Origin of the sequence: Pseudoalteromonas rubra, from assembly GCF_001482385.1 — a bacterium.
Taxonomy (GTDB): Bacteria; Pseudomonadota; Gammaproteobacteria; order Enterobacterales; family Alteromonadaceae; genus Pseudoalteromonas; species Pseudoalteromonas ardens.
On sequence record NZ_CP013611.1, the window covers coordinates 164,106 to 180,273 of the forward strand.

Consider the following 16,168-nt stretch of genomic DNA (forward strand, 5'->3'; position numbering starts at 1 on the left):
ATTACATCATAGAGTCAAAAAGCACGCGGAGACGAATATGCAGAGGAGATCTTTCCTTAAGTTATTGGCGCTATCTTCATATCCACTCAGTCTAAAGGAAAGTTATGCATTTCAAACGCATTTGCCTTCCTCGAAAACTAAAAGAATACTTGTTAATTTGATTGATACCTTGATCCCCGAAGATGGCCACCCTGGAGCTGTTCAGCTTAATATACCTGATAAATTTCAGGAATCATTAACCAGGGTTGAGCGTGTTAAGTTAACCGAGTTTTTGTCTTTGCTCGATACAAACTACCCGCAACTATTTAGTAAGGTCAGCACAACGCAAGTTTCACTTAGGAACCGTGTTGTAGAACAAATGTTTAGGATGAACCGCTTACGCTACGAGCATCGATTGTTAAGGTTTATTTTGGAGCGTTCGTATGACCTGTACTACACCCACCCTGATATCAATAAACTGTATCTCGGGCAGATCTCACCCCAACCAAATGGATATCGTTTATGACCGAGTGCAGTCCAGAATTTGATGTTGTCATCGTTGGGAGCGGAGCTGGCGGTGGCGCGAGTGCTTACGCTTTAGTGCAAAAGGGATTGAAAGTACTCTTGTTAGAGTCTGGTAGAGCCTTTAATCCACAAAGCGACTACAAACTGCATCAAGCAGACTGGGAAACTAGACAGTTTCCCCACGATACAGGCACTGAATTTGAGGTGTCATTTGCTAAGATGCAAAGACTAGAAAACCGTTATGCGATACTAAAATCATGGAACCATAACGGTGGCTACCTGAGTCAATCTCCATTTCGAGCAGGTTGGAAATACCATCATGTTGCCGGGCTGGGCGGTAGTACATTACAGTACACTGGAGAAGCACACCGTCTGAACCCTAAATCAATGAGGATGAAATCGTCATTTGGCGTTGCCTCAGACTGGCCGTTGAGCTATGAAGATTTGGAGCCTTTTTATGTCAGGGCAGAAAATGTGTTAGGTGTTTCCGGACCAGCTCGTCAAACCTATAGGCCTCGCTCTGCAGCCTACCCATTGCCACCTCACAGACAAAATCACAGCAGTCGATATCTGGGACAGAGCTTTGAGAAATTGAAGCTAAACTGGGAACCCAATTCGGTTGCTATCTTATCTAAGCCCTATGACGGCAGGCCATCTTGTAACTATTGTGGAAACTGTAATAGAGGGTGCCCCAGGCGAGACAAAGGCAGTGTTGATGTAACGTTTCTTGCCAAAGCCCGCACTTATGAGAATTTGACAGTCAGAACAAATTGTACAGTGATTCAACTGATACAAGGGTCTGATAGCCGTATCCACTCGTTGGTATACGCCGATGAAAATGACGTGATTGTTAAGGTCAAAGTCAGCACTATTGTATTGAGTGCTGGACCAATCCAGACTCCGAGGCTCCTGCTTAGTTCAGCCTCGGAGCATGCACCGAATGGTATTGCGAATAGTTCTGGTCAGGTTGGGAAGAACTTAATGGAGACCTTGTCATTCGTCTCAAGCGCTATTGCATCGGAAAACATAGAGAGCTTTAAAGGGCTCCCCTCTGACCATATCTGTTGGACTTATAATAATCCTGACGCGGTTGAAGGTGCGATAGGTGGGTGCCGTTTCAGTATCACTGCGGCTGAAGCAGATTTTAATGGGCCGCTAAGCTACGCCAAGCGGGTTGCTGCTGGCTGGGGTCTTTTTCATAAGCAGCAGATGAAAGAGTACTTTGGCAAAGTTCTCTCTATAGGTGGTGTGGCAGAGAAGCTGCCAAATGCAGGTTCCTATGTGAGCTTGGACCCAAAAAAACGTGACAAATATGGCACGCCTTTACCTTTGATACACAGCGAAATAAGTGAAAATGATGCTAAATTGCTTTTGTTTATGCGTAATAAGTGTCGAGAAATACTGAGCACAGCAGGTGTGACCAAGGTTTTTGAAGAATTTAGCAGTTATGATTTCTTTAATTCGACGCAAACGCTAGGAACTTGCCGAATGGGCAATAATAAGAATGAGTCAGTGGTAGATGAATATTGTCGCAGTCATGATGTTCATAACCTCTACATTGTTGATTCAAGTGTTTTTCCCAGTAGCGGAGGGGGAGAGGCTCCTTCTCTGACTATTCAGGCCCTGGCACTCAGAACAGCAGATCATATTGCGCAAAATAAGCTTGAGATGTGTGAAATATCTTGAGGATACGTTAGTAAATTCATGTTTTGGAGCTGTGTAATATTTATTGGTATTGAGACGCTTAGGTTATTGCACGAGATACCCAAAGCTTAGTTAGGCAAAGATGCAGAGATTTCTTTTACTTTTGGTTGAAAATTAACCGCTGGTGCGAGGCTCCCAACATAATGTGGTTTTTAGGGTTTTGCTTGTAGTTTTCCTTGTTTGATCAGACGGAGCTGACCCGACCTGTCCGTGACCAGCAATTCCTTGTCATTTAGCCAGACCATGCCCCAGGGGATCTGAATGCCTCTGGCTACCAGATCCAGCTGATAGTTGTCCGCGCTCTTTGTCAGCTCAATGGTCTGCGGCTCCACAGCCTGAACGCTTTGAGCAGAGATAAATAATAAGCTTAGCGCAATTTTGTTTAGTATTTTCTTCATGCTTGTTCAAATTAAGTCCACAGAAAGATACTCACAGGTTAGCGTGTTTTGGTAAAAAATGTCGGTAGGTGCGGTAAGTGACAGGTATCCTTTAGGGGGACGTATGGACGAATTTTTGCTCACTTAAGTCAATTGAGTAGAAATGCCGCCAGAATGGCTCATGACTCTATCATTCCTAACCTTTCTTTAACTTTGTCGGTGTTGGTTACAACTAAGTTGTCTTTAACTTATTGATAGTTATTGTGAACTATTTCATTTCGGTAACTTTGCTTGGGTTTGGATAAAAACAGCCTGACTGCATTTTCACTACAAGTTTTACAAACGCAAACGCTAATTCCGAAGTCTTTAACATGCCTTACATTGTTGCGAATTTCTTTAATTTGAACGTGTCAGCGTTGTCATATAGGCTTGCGCGAATTTTTTAGCTTTCCCCGGAATGTGTACCTATGTCATTTAGTTTTCGACATACAGCTTTGCTTTCGAGCGCCTTATTGATGGGCTCTTCACCTGTTTTCGCCAATACCACTGAACTGGATACACTCAAGCGTGAACCGGCCAGCCTGGAACAAAAAGTGGCTCAGCTAGAGGCACAATCTGATAGTGCCGATATACACACAGAAGAACCTGAAAAAGGTGTTCAGGTCGGCGGAGCAATCCGTTTTAACTATAGTATGAACTCTTATGATCAGGACAGTGAACGTCGCGGTGGTGACATAGATTTTGATTTGGTTCGTATCAATTTATCCGGAGAAGTTGCTGAGGTTGGGATCAATGCGGAAGTGCGCTTTCATGACTATATGCGCGTTGTTAAGTTTGCTTACCTGGACTATGACATCACGTCACAGTGGCAGGCTCAGTTGGGCTTAGCGCCGGTCCCGTTTGGCAATACACCGGTTGCGTCACACAGCTATTTTATGACGCCAAATTACTTTGTGGGTCTGGAAGAGGACTATGACTTAGGTTTGGTGTTTAGGCGCGCTATGCAGGACAACTGGCAGCTTGATTTGGCGTTTTTTAAAAATGATGACCATGGAGGGATTGACGGGTCGGCAGAAGATCGTCAGGACCGCTACTCTGTAGATCTAGTTGGCCTGCGCGGTGCAGGTGAAGGGGTCTATGATGCGCCCGGTCAAAAGCTAGCTGAGTACAATACGCTGGCAGGACGCTATGCATATCAGTTTGAGCATGCGCTCGGGCAAACCCAGGTTGGCGTGTCTGCGCTACATGGTGGTCTTGATAATGGAATTTCCCGCGCTGGTGACTATCAGGCCTGGGCAGTACATGCGTCCAACCGGTTTGAGCAATGGTATTTCCACATTCAACATACTGAGTATGATTATCAGGTTGATGCGTCAACGCAACTGGTTGTGGCGGCAAATGCCATGTACGACACTATATCGGCAAAAGCTTCCTCAACCACTTTGGGCGTGTCTTACGATTTATCGGTGGCATTGGGACCCATCGAAGATCTGACTCTGTATAATGATTTTGGTTTGATGCACGATAAGTCTGATGACAGTGCTAACACCTGGATGAATATTACCGGTGTATCTGTCGCTGCGGGTCCAATATTTGCCTATATCGATCTGGTACATGCTCAAAATCAGCCCTTTGTTGGTGGCACGCTTGTCGGTGACAGTGATGACTTTGAGCGTCGTTTTAACATCAACGTAGGCTATTACTTCTAATCCTGGGCATCACGCAACCTCTGAGCATTCAGCTCAGAGGTCGCGTCGAGCAGCGTGAATTACAGCTTGCAGTAATCCCCAGAGCAAGCCAGCTTTGAGCACTGCTGCGAGCAGTCTACCATCGACGTAATCACACATAATATGCCTGCAGAAATAGATGCAGCTTCCTGACCGCCAGCAACCTGAGGTGTAGCGTCCTTTGCCAATCCAGCGTGCTTATCCGATAAACGTTTTAATTGGGTTTTTTTAACCTTTAATTTCATGATTATTCCTTGTTGATATGGGTATTTAATAGTCTCGGACAGCGTCTTTTTTTTGGGTTGATTAGGTGCGCCGCCCACTGTATTTAATCGCATACAAATTAATTGGTCAAACATTTTTACTAAATAAAAATATATCTAATAAATACAGTTGGATAGTGTGTTTTTGAGTCAGTAATTCAAGGAAGGCTAGTCGACTTACGAAGTGATTGGGAAAACCATTTCCCATCGTGTATCGTTCTTATTGTGTCATAGAACAATGCAATTTGAAGTAAACCTGTGTTGAGTGCAGAAGCGTGTATCGATTGAAGTGGGTTGGTTTATCGCGGCGCCGTTTGGAGCACGGCGCCTGAGGTTGGTTAGTTGTCTAACCCAAATGGATCGTCGATTGACTGTGCAGGTTGTGTAAACCACTTTGGTCCGTTTGAGGTCATGTAAAAATGATCTTCCAATCGGATGCCAAATTCACCCGGAAGGACCAGCATAGGTTCGTTAGAAAAGCACATACCTGCCGCCAGCGGCTGAGGATTGTCTTTTACCAGATACGGCCATTCATGAATGTCCAGTCCAATACCGTGTCCGGTGCGGTGTGGACAGCCAGGTAACTGATAGTCAGGCCCCAGGCCTTGTTCGGCCAGATAGCTGCGGGCAGCGAAATCGACATCACCACACGGAGTGCCAATTTGCGCGGCCTCGAATGCGGCGAGCTGGGCATTTTTTTCGTGTTGCCACATGCTGCGTTGATGCGCTGTTGGTTCACCAAATACATAGGTCCGAGTAATATCACTCAGATAGCCATGGAGCTTGCAGCCGGTATCTATTAAAACGACATCACCTTGTTTCAGTGTTTGTGGATCTTTCACACCGTGAGGAAAAGAGGTCGCTGTGCCAAACAGCACAATACAGAAATAGTTACCTGTTGCACCTACTTTACGGTGCGCTTCGTCAATAAAGGCTTCTACTTCTGTTGTAGTGATCCCTTCATGGAGTATCGAGGCGGCCGCTTTATGCACGGCCAGCGTCATGTCCATAGCTCGCTGGATCAGAGCCAGTTCACCAGCAGATTTATGCATACGACAATGCGCCGTGACACATTTAGCATTGATCAGGTTAAGTGCAGGCCCTGCCTGGCGTATACCATCAGCGATAAAAAAGGCGGCACTTTCATCAATACCCAGCGTGGCATCGGGTAAGATGTTTAAGTTGTTCAGTACTTTGACAAGCAAACTGTAAGGCGACTGCTCCTCCTGCCAGGTATGCATGGGACCTTCAATGACCTGATAGTCTTTGATTGAGCCAACTTCGAAAAAGGGCACAATGAACTGGACGTCGCCTTGTGCCGGTAAAATTGCCCCGACCATACGCTCGCTTGGGTACCACTGCAAGCCAGTAAAGTACTTCAGGTTGGTGCCTGCATTAAGATAGACAGCGGCAATCTGATGCTCGCGCATATAGGCTTGCGCTGTTGCGATACGCTGCTGATATTCTTCTGGTTTAATTGCAACTACGTCCCGGGTCATGTCTGTCAGTGCAGCCAGTGCCGCTTCGCGATTTTGGTAACCTATGCCTTTCATAGTGATTCCTGTTTGTTATTCGTTATTGAAAACGCGCAATACTGTACGGGCCAATATCCAGCGTTGTGGGTTGGTTTGCAATGCATTGTGCGATGAGCTCACTGGTGATTGCGGCCTGAGTAAGGCCCAGGTGCTGATGCCCCAGTGCAAAAAAGATGTTTGGGTGATCCGGAGCCTGTCCAATAACAGGTAAAGAGTCAGGGAGTGAGGGCCTGGGACCCATCCAATGTTCGCCTTGTACTAACGTGTCGCTTCCTTCAAGCAAAGCCCGGGCATGCGTCAGTAACATATCCGCACGCTCATAGTTGGGTTGGGTGTCCAGCCCGGCAAATTCCACTGTGCCTGCGAGGCGCAGACCGCCTTGCATGGGGGTCATAATAAATTGTCTGTCTGCCGAGGCAACCGGGCGGCTGAGATTGCTGGAGATGGGTAGCATATTGTGATAGCCGCGTTCTGCTTCAATAGGAAGCTTGTAGCCCAACTGTGTACATAGTGTTTTACTCCATGCCCCGGTTGCCACTACGAGCCGTTCAAAGGTGTGGCAGCCATGTGATTGCGTTGTTACCTTTATCTTTGCACGCTGAAGATCATTTGTATCTGCATTAAGTGGCGCTATCTTATCAACTTTGGCTTTAACAAAGGTGCCACCAAGCGCGGTAAACTGTTGGAACAGAGTTTGGCTCAGCTGGTAAGGGTCTGGTGTGTGGCCGACTTGAGTAAAATAGAGGGCATACTGAATTCGCTTATCCAGGTCGGGTTCAAGGGCAAAAAGTTGAGTGCGGTCCAATAGCTCAACGGCAACGCCTTGTTGCTGATATTTCTGTTGTAGAGCGCGGATCTGCTCAATCTTATCATGCTCAAAGGTCAGCAAACTGCCACGCATGCTGATGTTGTTTTCGAAGTCTTCTTGCAGGAGCTGCTTAAATGCTGGCAGGGCGGCTTCATTCAGCGCGCGCAGTGCCCGGGTGTGGCGTTTAAACCGACCCGGTAACATATTAAGGCAAAAGCGGCTAAACCAGGGAAATGCTTTAAGCAGGTATTTATGGTCAATCCGTAGTGGACTGAGCTTATCCAGCAGCATCATGGGTAAGCGGGGCAGCAGGGCTTTGTCTGCTAGCGGAAATACTTGCTCTGTTGCGAAATGGCCGGCATTACCTCGCGAACATTGCTCGCCAATACCAGCCGGGTCGTAAAGTGTGACCCTGTGCCCCTGACGGGCAAGTTGCAAGGCATTACACAGGCCAACGACTCCGGCTCCCACAACTGCAATTTGAAGTGAATGTGTCATTTTTATTCTCGTTTGTCAGATTGCATTTTACCTACCAGAAGTCCCCGCGAAGCACGTGAAAAAATTAACCCCATAAATTTCATTGGTTTACTAATTTTAATGCCCCGATTTTTGACATTCTGATCATTTTCTTAAATTTGGATATTGATTATTGTATACAATATACCTATGATGGCAAGCACAAACTAAGTAGAGGACTTATCATGAAAGTAGATTGGCAGGGTGTTTATCCCGCAGTAACGACCCAGTTTAATGACGACGAAAGCATTAACTTTGAAACCACCAAAACCATGATCAACACCCTGATTGAAGAGGGCGTGCATGGCATCATCGTGCTGGGAACAGTCGGTGAAAACTGCTCACTACGTGCAGAAGAAAAACGTGATGTATTGCGTGCAGCAAAGGAAGTCGTTGCCGGACGAGTACCAGTTATTTCTGGTGTGGCTGAAACCACGACTGCACTGGCCGTTGAGTTTGTGCGTGACGCAGAGGAAATCGGGGTCGATGGTTATATGGTACTGCCCGGGATGGTCTACCGTTCAACAGAGCGCGAGGCCATTCATCACTATCAGCAGGTAGCTCGTAACACAAACCTGCCTGTCATGATTTATAACAATCCGGTGACCTATGGCGTAGATGTGTCTATCGAAGGCATGAAAGTGCTGTCAGAGGAAGCCAACATTGTTTCAGTGAAGGAAGCGACTGAAGATACACGCCGGATCAGTGAACTGTTTTCTGCTTTTGGTGACCGTTACGTGGTGTTCGGTGGCGTGGATGACATCGCGCTTGAAAGCTTAATGCTTGGTGCAACGGGCTGGATCTCAGGTCTGACAAATGTATTCCCACGCGAATCTGTCGCTATTTACAAGCTGGCTCAGCAAGGTCGTTACGAAGAAGCTCGCGAGTTGTGGCGCTGGTTCCTGCCTTTGTTACGTCTGGATACTATCCCGACTCTGGTTCAGTGCATCAAGTATGCTGAACAACTGGCGGGTCGCGGCAGCGAAGTAACACGTTCACCACGCTTGCCACTGACCGAGGAAGAGAAAGCTTATGTGCGCCGTTTGTATGATGAAGCGCTCACAAACCGGATTGATTTAAGTCAGTTTAATCTGGATTAAGTCTATGAATAAGGGAACATTCTTTTGCATTGACGGGCACACCTGTGGCAACCCGGTAAGACTGGTCACCAGTGGGCATCCGCAGCTTGAAGGCGCAACTATGAGCGACAAGCGTCAGCACTTTCTGGCTGAGTTTGACTGGGTGCGCCGTGCGCTGATGTTTGAGCCGCGTGGTCACGACATGATGTCCGGGTCATTCCTGTATCCACCTACTACAGAAGATGGTGATGTAGCTATTTTGTTCATTGAAACGTCTGGCTGCCTGCCCATGTGTGGGCACGGCACCATAGGCACAGTGACTTTTGCGCTACAGCAAGGCCTGGTGACACCAAAAGAGCCGGGACGGTTGCGGCTCGATACGCCTGCGGGTCGTGTTGATGCTTATTATTCAATGCGCGATGGCCGGGTGGAGTGGGTCAAGCTGTTTAATGTTCCCGCATTTTTGGCACATCGGAATGAGGTGATCTCAGTCCCCGATATTGGGGAACTGCTGGTCGATATTGCCTATGGGGGTAACTTTTACATTATTGTTGAACCCCAGGGGAATTTTAAAGGCACACAGGCGACGAGCGCAGCCGAGTTACTGGCAATGAGCCCTAAAGTACGTGATGCCGTAAATGCACAGATTGCTTGTGTACACCCTTTAGACCCGACTGTATGTGGCGCCTCTCACGTGCTCTGGACCGGCGACCCAAAACAACCCGATTCCAGCGCTGCCAATGCGGTATTTTATGGGGATAAAGCAATAGACCGCTCACCCTGTGGAACCGGTACCAGCGCGCGTATGGCGCAGCTGTTTGCGAAAGGCGAATTGCAAAGTGGTCAGGACTTTGTCCATGAAAGCTACATCGGCAGCCAATTTATTGGTCGAATCGAGGGCACGACAGAAATAGCGGGTCACAGTGCCATCTTACCCAGCATACAGGGTTGGGCCCGTATCACAGGCCATAACTGTATCACTGTGGATGACGACGATCCGTACGCATTTGGGTTTCAGGTGCTTTAACTAAGGTGAGGCGGCCAGGTTGCCTCATCATCTTATTTGTCTTAAGGAGACAGCCATGACTTTGACAGGACAGAGTTTTATTGCCGGGCAATGGCGCGGTAACACAGACAATGGGCAATTTTTTGCGTTTTGCCCGCAAACCAATGAGAGACATCATCAGCCATTTTTCAATGCAGATCCTGGCGACCTGAATGCCAGTATTTTGGCCGCACAACGTGCATTTAAGACGTACCGGCGCGTGTCTTATTCGCAGCGCGCGGTTTTTTTACGCAAAATTGGGGAACAAATCCTGGCGCTGGGTGATGGCCTGATTGAAACCACCATGCTGGAAACCGGCCTGCCAAGAGCGCGTCTGGAAGGTGAGCGAATGCGTACGGTAAATCAGTTGAATGCTTTCGCAGCTGTGCTGGAAGCGGATCTTGCGCCATTGGCACTGACGCGTCAGGATGCCGCTGATCCGGATCGTGCTCCAATGCCCAAGCCAGCAACCGAACTACGCTACCTGCCTGTTGGCGTGGTGGCCGTATTTGGTGCATCTAACTTCCCTTATGCTTTTTCAACCTTAGGTGGTGATACCGCAGCCGCACTGGCTGCAGGTTGCCCTGTTATTGTGAAAAGCCACACTGCACATCCAGGTACCAGTGAGTTGATGACACGGGCTATCGAGCAGGCGATCCGCGACTGTCAGATGCCAGATGGGGTGTTTTCGATGATCCAGGGCACGGATTATGCGTTGTCTCACCAGCTGGTAGGGGCTGCGGACGTGAAAGCGGTGGGTTTCACGGGCTCTTTGAATGTGGCAAAAGCTTTGCTTGAGACCATTCACCAGCGCGAAGAAGTGATCCCGTTGTACGGCGAACTGGGCAGTGTAAACCCGCAGATCATCTTGCCCGACTATGCTGACGAGCAGGGCAGTGTGCTTGCAAAGTCTCTGGCGCAATCACTGTTGATGGGCAACGGTCAGTTTTGCACCAGTCCGGGCCTTTGGTTGATACCCCACGGGCATACTGAGCTTGAGTCAAGCGCGATGAGCGCAATCAATGCAGCACCCTCAGATACTTTGCTTACACCGCGCATTCTTGACAGCTTTAACAAGGCCATGGTTGCGCTGAAGCACAATGCCCATGTTGAGTTACTGGCAAGTGGTGAGCAGAGCCAGGCGTTTCATGCCAATGCACATCTATTTGCTTGTGAGGCTGAGGATTTCATTCAGGATGCCAGTTTGCATGAAGAAGTCTTTGGCCCCAGTGCCCTGATTGTGCGTTATCGAGATGAAGCTCAATTGCTGCGCGTGGTGGAACAATTAGAAGGCCAGCTGACTGCCAGCGTTCACGCCACCAAAGCGGAAATGGCGGTTCAGGAAACATTGCTGGATGAGTTGAGCTACAAAGTGGGCCGCCTCATCTTCGGCCAGATGCCAACCGGTGTGGAAGTGTGTTGTTCGATGAATCATGGCGGACCCTATCCATCGTCGACAGATGTGCGTTCGACGTCGGTCGGGACACAGGCCATGACGCGATTCTTACGCCCGTTATGTGTACAGAGTTAGGCAACCTCAGAAGATAGAACTTCTGTAACCCCGTGGAGTGCGGTTGCACAGGCTTGTTCCTTAGCATGTGCAACCGCCTATTTGATCATGATATGATTTCATAGACAGTGAACCTTCTCTCTCACAGCGTGCAATTTATGGCAATGCACGTATAATGTATCCCAATGATAATAATTAACTAACCCTATGGCGATTGTACATAAAACTCGAACCCAACTGGTTGCGGAAGCGATCCGAGAAAAAATTCTGTGTGGCGAAATAAAAGCCGGTGAACCGCTGCGTCAGGCTGCGCTGGCTGATGAATTGAACGTTAGCCGTATCCCTGTCAGAGAAGCGTTACTGCAACTCGAAGCCGAAGGCCTGGTGAATTTTGAAGCTCACAAAGGGGCCACAGTCACCCGGTTGAGTGCCGAACAGATTGATGAGATCTTTGATTTACGCGCCATACTGGAAGCTGAGCTGTTGGGCCATTCGATTGATAATCTGACCAAACGCGACTTACTGGAAGCCGAAGCCATTTTGGCCGACCTTGAAGACGCGACCGATGCGGGTGATACCCAGCTTGCAACCGGTAAACTGAACGCCGAATTCCACAGTAAGTTGTACAGTCGTGCTGAGCGTCCTCAGACCCGAGAACTGGTCGACGTTTACAGTAAGAACTCAGAGCGTTACGTTCGTATGCATATATTGCTTGCCGGTGGCCTGAAAACGGCACCAGAAGAGCACCGCACTTTACTTAAGTTGTGTCACGAAAAAGACAAAGCCGGTGCCTGCGAATTTCTCAAAAAGCACATTATAGGCGCAAAAGACGACATTAAAGCTTTGCTCCTGCGCCTTGAGCAAGAAGCACAATAAGCCATATTTATTATAATGCGTTGTAACTAACGTGTTATTTCGCTACGCACACCGGACCCGTCTTTTTCATCCGGTGTGTAGTGTCTGAACTTGCTGTCAGTCTCCTGCCTGGCTCTCAATATACTTGGTCTCTGAACTTGCTTCGGCAATGACTGGCTACTTATGTCAATACACCGTGCTGTCGCAAATACTGCTGTGCAGCATCTGTATGTGGCGCAAAGCGTTTCCAACGCCCGATAGCACGACGGTTCAGCGGCTCGCGTACCTGTACTTTACTGGCCGTTGACACAGGCGCATCGTTAAGGTGGAAGTGCATACAGCTGTCCTGCCAGGATAGATCACAATAATCCAGCAGTTTTGCGATTTCCTGCTGCGGATCATCAACCAGAGATTCGTACTGCATCATATAAAACTGCTCACCGTGAAGCTGTTTCCAGTGCTGCATCAGATCATAAAAGCGGCTGTAAAAGCGTGCGGTATCCATCAGATCCAGTGAATAAGCGTAGTAGGGGTTGTTGATGGTAAACAACTGGCGGAAGTTACCAATGCAGGTATCCATCGGGTCACGCATCAGGCAGATGATTTTGGCATTGGGTAACGCCCGGCGGATCAGATCAACATAGAAAAAGTTAAATGGCAGCTTATCGACAAAGTGTGCATGACTGCCGGTAACCACCCGGGTTGCATTCAGATAGGTCAGCCCAAGTTGGTGTGGGTCGCACTGATAAGCCTGCTCGAGTGTGAGCGGGTCGAGTACGGTCTGGCTGGTGGTCTGAGCCAGGCGTTTTACGCTGATCCCAAAATCCTGTAGTTCCCCGGCCGACATCACATCGCTGTGACTGGATAAGATCCTTTCTACCAGCGTGGTGCCGGAGCGCGGCATCCCGAGCACAAAAATGGGCTCGCGGCTGCTGTGGCCAGCCTTTGGGTCGACTGTGCTGGTGGTACTGAGTGCCTGAATGCGCTCGAACAAGGCATCGTTACTTGGATGATCAAAGGGACGTGCACTGTGTAATGCTGCTTTACCCTGTTTGAGTGCATGGTACGCGGAATCAAACTCACCCAGATCCTGATATTCTTTTGCCAAAGCATGACCCAGATGAAGCTGAGACTCGGGTGTGTTTGCCCGCGTAAAGGCGCTTTGTAAGCGGGTCAGGTGGTTGTGCTCTGTGCTGGCTTTTTTTAGATCAGACAAAGCAAAGTGTGCTCTGTGATGATCTTTGTCTAATGCCAGCGCCTGTTCAAAGGCTTGCTCAGCATCATCAAATAGGCCAACGAATTTAGCACTGACCCCAAAGTTATAATAATATTGCGCGTTGCTCTGAGTGAGCTTGAGCGCCTGGCGGAAAAATGCCAGGGCGTCATCGTGCAGGCCAACATGGCTCAGTGCTACCCCAAACGTGTCTGCGTCAAGTGCACGAGTCAACGCAGCAGGACTTGCCTGCTCAGCGGTTTGTCTGGCCAGTGTTAGCTCACCCTGCAAGGCATAACACTTAGTCAGCTGAGCCCGGTATTCATCACTGCTATGCAGTCCCAGCGCCTTTTCGAGCAATTTGATTGCTTTTTTTAACTGCCCAACCTGAAGGTTGATCACACCGAGCAAAAAGTAGCCGTCGGCATAGTCTGGTGATGCATTGAGCAGTTTGACCAGGTATTGATGGGCGGTTTCTAGCTGGCCCTGATTGAGTGCGCTAATGGCGCTTCTGTGTAATTGCTGGATAGACGTCATTGTGGGGTGTCACTTCAAATTACATAAAGGCCCATCACAATGGATGGGCCTCAGCGGGAGAGTTCAATTTACTAAAGTTCGAACTGATAGTCGAACTTAATGCCGACCGTCAGTGGTTTGTTCAGGTAGTGACCATAGTTACGCTGGATCTCAGCGCCGTTGGCGGTTGTAATATCCCGCACATCGCGACGCACTGAGGTAAAGGCGTATTTGTTGAACAGGTTGTTGACATACAAAGTGGCGGACCACATATCGCCGGTCAGTTTGGCAGACAAGTTGCTGATCCCATAACCCGAGAGGGTTTCACCACTGTCGCGCAGACCCACCTTGGAAATGATATCGCTCTGGGCTGTCAGGCCATAATTGATATCCAGGGTTTTATCGCCCAGCACTTCAGTTTCGTAATTTATACCCAGGGAGAACTGATGCTCGGGAGAGCCGGGCAGTCTGTCACCATCTTTACCCCCATCAGTGCCATCTGCATTAAACAGGTAAGGGGCATCCGAGGTTAACTCAGCCTTAGTGTAGGCATAGGTTGCATATGTGCTGATAGAGTCACTGAGGATGGCACGTGTTGAGATCTCAACCCCTTTGGCGTTGGCTGTTCCGGCATTAGAGGTATACGGAAGCTGGCCAACCACAGTGGCACCGGCAATTTGCGCATCATCCCAGTCAACATTGAAAATGGCCGCGTTGAAATGCAGGCGGTTCTTTAACCAGGTGCTCTTCAGACCCAATTCATAGTTGGTGGTGGTGTCCGCGGTGTACAACATTTCGTCGGGCATACCACAACCGATCTGTTTGTCAGGCAGGGGATCCGGACACGGCGCCAGACCGTTAGAACCACCAATACGGAAACCTTCACTGGCCGTGATGTACGCCATGACTGAGTCAGTAAACTGATAATTGGCGTTGAACTTAAACAGGTTTCCATCGTCCTCCGCATTGTTTTGCTTAAAGTCCAGGGTAATGTCGCTTGGACCTGCGCCGCTGTAAAGCGTATTGGCCAGTGGGAAGTCAACGGCAGACTCGGCTTTTACTTCATACTCGTAAAATCGTGCTCCCAGGGTAATGGTTAGCTTGTCATTAACCTGATAACCCACTTCCCCGAATAGAGCCTGCTCTTTGATTTCACTACGGTCGACCGAAAAATACTCGAGGTTGTCCGGGCGGGTTTGCTCGCCACCAAAATTAGCTACGGCAAATTCACCAAAGCCCGGAGTGAACTCTTTACTGCTGGCATCACTTTCGAATTTGTTGTAGAACCCACCCACTATCCAGTTCCAGGCTGAGTCGCCCTGCGACACCAGGCGGATCTCCTGCGTGAAGGTGTCTTCTTCTTCCTCTTCACGGGTAAACGCCGAGAAGGACGGGAATTCTTCATAGCCATAATCGAGGCGGATCAGCAGATCGGTCTGGTCGCGCTGACCATCGGCTTCAAAGCTGGACCAGCCCGAGGCAGAAACCAGTTCTGCAAATCCCAGATCGGCTTTTAATTCCAGGCTCAGCAGATCATCTTCTTTGTCTCTGGGCTCTTCATAGCGATAGGCAGATTCATATTTGCCGATGCGATCATTGAGTCCGTTTGCCGGGTTGAGTGCCTGATAATGTACTATCGAACGGCCCTCACTTTCTTGTTTCTGGTAAAAGTAGTTCAGCGTGCCATCGAACCAGTCATTTGGCTTCCAGCGCACAGAAACGCGGCCTGTGGTGGTGGTTTCGCCATTGGCATCGGCCACGCGTTTTAGGTTGTTATCAACGTCACTTTGACTGCTCCAGTTTGGATCTGCCAAAGAAGCCCCGCCTTCGCGGACCACATAGTTGTAATCAATAAATCCGGGATCTTCATACTGGTTCAGGCTGGCACGCAGCGCCAGTTCATCTTCGATGATGGGGGTGTTGAAAATAAAGCCGCCTTCACCCCCAACCGAGTCACTCTCTGAGTTTTGAAATAAGTCGCCATACAGCTGCACTGTGGTGATGTCTAACTCTGGCGCTTTAAGCATATAGCGAATAGCGCCGCCTAAGGTACCCGCGCCGTACAGGGTACCTTGTGGGCCGATTAATACCTCTACGCGTTCTACGTCAGTCAGGCGCATATCCAGTGAAACGGGGATTTCATTCACGTAGGTTGCAACGGTGCCGCCATCCTGATCCGGGCCTGATGAGTTGGTGTTAAGGCCACGAACGATAATCGGTGAGCCAGAGCGACCACCCTGATCGGTCACTGTCAGACCTGGCACCCAACGTGCCACATCGGCCAGTTCACCAATGTTTTGATCTTTCATTATATCCGCATCGAGTGCGGTGATGTTTAAAGGGGCTTCCTGAACTGAGCCACTGCGGCGAGTGGCAGTGATCTGGATAACTTCCAGAGACTTTTCTTCGGCACCTGATTCATCGGCCTGCGCTGTTGCACTGAGCATAATTGAGCCTGGCAAAGCCGTCGCTATGGCCAGAGATATGAGTTTTGGTTTTAGCATTATTTTACATCC

General features: G+C 48.9%; 13 protein-coding genes. 7 read left to right on the forward strand and 6 right to left on the reverse strand.

The features are described from left to right. The first annotated feature begins 37 nt into the window (after positions 1 to 37). Positions 38 to 505 carry a hypothetical protein gene (locus tag AT705_RS00750; protein ID WP_058795074.1) on the forward strand — a complete coding sequence of 156 codons (468 nt, stop codon included), beginning with the start codon at positions 38 to 40 and terminating at the stop codon, positions 503 to 505. Beyond that, a complete protein-coding gene (locus tag AT705_RS00755; RefSeq protein WP_058795075.1) occupies positions 502 to 2,190 on the forward strand; it encodes a GMC family oxidoreductase in 1,689 nt (562 codons plus the stop codon). Before AT705_RS00750 ends, AT705_RS00755 begins: the two co-directional genes overlap by 4 nt. A 170-nt stretch (positions 2,191 to 2,360) precedes the next feature. Here AT705_RS00755 and AT705_RS00760 read toward each other — a convergent pair whose 3' ends face one another. Further along, positions 2,361 to 2,606: a PQQ-dependent sugar dehydrogenase gene (locus tag AT705_RS00760; RefSeq protein WP_058795076.1), complete on the reverse strand. Its 246-nt coding sequence runs from the start codon at positions 2,604 to 2,606 to the stop codon at positions 2,361 to 2,363. Positions 2,607 to 3,052: 446 nt separating this feature from the next. Between AT705_RS00760 and AT705_RS00765 the strand changes: the two genes are divergently transcribed. Then, on the forward strand, positions 3,053 to 4,294 hold the full coding sequence (locus AT705_RS00765) for a hypothetical protein (protein ID WP_058795077.1): 1,242 nt from the start codon (positions 3,053 to 3,055) through the stop codon (positions 4,292 to 4,294). A 59-nt stretch (positions 4,295 to 4,353) separates the two neighbouring features. On the opposite strand, the gene AT705_RS00770 is transcribed toward AT705_RS00765, so the two are convergent. The 3 genes from AT705_RS00770 to AT705_RS00780 all read right to left on the reverse strand — a co-directional run bounded on the left by AT705_RS00770 (position 4,354) and on the right by AT705_RS00780 (position 7,416). Next, positions 4,354 to 4,557: a hypothetical protein gene (locus AT705_RS00770; RefSeq protein WP_010385530.1), complete on the reverse strand. Its 204-nt coding sequence runs from the start codon at positions 4,555 to 4,557 to the stop codon at positions 4,354 to 4,356. A gap of 356 nt (positions 4,558 to 4,913) precedes the next feature. Continuing rightward, positions 4,914 to 6,128 carry a M24 family metallopeptidase gene (locus tag AT705_RS00775; RefSeq protein WP_058795078.1) on the reverse strand — a complete coding sequence of 405 codons (1,215 nt, stop codon included), beginning with the start codon at positions 6,126 to 6,128 and terminating at the stop codon, positions 4,914 to 4,916. A gap of 22 nt (positions 6,129 to 6,150) precedes the next feature. Further along, on the reverse strand, positions 6,151 to 7,416 hold the full coding sequence (locus AT705_RS00780; RefSeq protein ID WP_058795079.1) for an NAD(P)/FAD-dependent oxidoreductase: 1,266 nt from the start codon (positions 7,414 to 7,416) through the stop codon (positions 6,151 to 6,153). Between the two features lie 203 nt (positions 7,417 to 7,619). Here AT705_RS00780 and AT705_RS00785 point away from each other — a divergent pair, with 203 nt between their 5' ends. From AT705_RS00785 to AT705_RS00800, 4 genes are all read left to right on the forward strand, one after another. Then, positions 7,620 to 8,534, forward strand: a complete 915-nt coding sequence (locus AT705_RS00785) for a dihydrodipicolinate synthase family protein (protein ID WP_058795080.1) — start codon at positions 7,620 to 7,622, stop codon at positions 8,532 to 8,534. Positions 8,535 to 8,538: 4 nt separating this feature from the next. Then, on the forward strand, positions 8,539 to 9,540 hold the full coding sequence (locus AT705_RS00790) for a 4-hydroxyproline epimerase (RefSeq protein ID WP_058795081.1): 1,002 nt from the start codon (positions 8,539 to 8,541) through the stop codon (positions 9,538 to 9,540). A 55-nt stretch (positions 9,541 to 9,595) separates the two neighbouring features. After that, positions 9,596 to 11,089, forward strand: coding sequence for an aldehyde dehydrogenase (NADP(+)) (locus AT705_RS00795; RefSeq protein WP_058795082.1), 1,494 nt, complete (start codon positions 9,596 to 9,598; stop codon positions 11,087 to 11,089). 186 nt (positions 11,090 to 11,275) lie between these two features. Beyond that, on the forward strand, positions 11,276 to 11,944 hold the full coding sequence (locus AT705_RS00800) for a GntR family transcriptional regulator (RefSeq protein WP_058795083.1): 669 nt from the start codon (positions 11,276 to 11,278) through the stop codon (positions 11,942 to 11,944). A 160-nt stretch (positions 11,945 to 12,104) separates the two neighbouring features. Here AT705_RS00800 and AT705_RS00805 read toward each other — a convergent pair whose 3' ends face one another. Further along, complete coding sequence (locus AT705_RS00805) at positions 12,105 to 13,673, reverse strand: tetratricopeptide repeat-containing sulfotransferase family protein (protein ID WP_058795084.1); 1,569 nt, start codon at positions 13,671 to 13,673, stop codon at positions 12,105 to 12,107. A 71-nt stretch (positions 13,674 to 13,744) separates the two neighbouring features. After that, positions 13,745 to 16,156 (reverse strand): TonB-dependent receptor, encoded by a 2,412-nt coding sequence (locus tag AT705_RS00810; RefSeq protein ID WP_058795085.1) that lies wholly within the window; start codon positions 16,154 to 16,156, stop codon positions 13,745 to 13,747. Between the last annotated feature and the right edge of the window lie 12 nt (positions 16,157 to 16,168).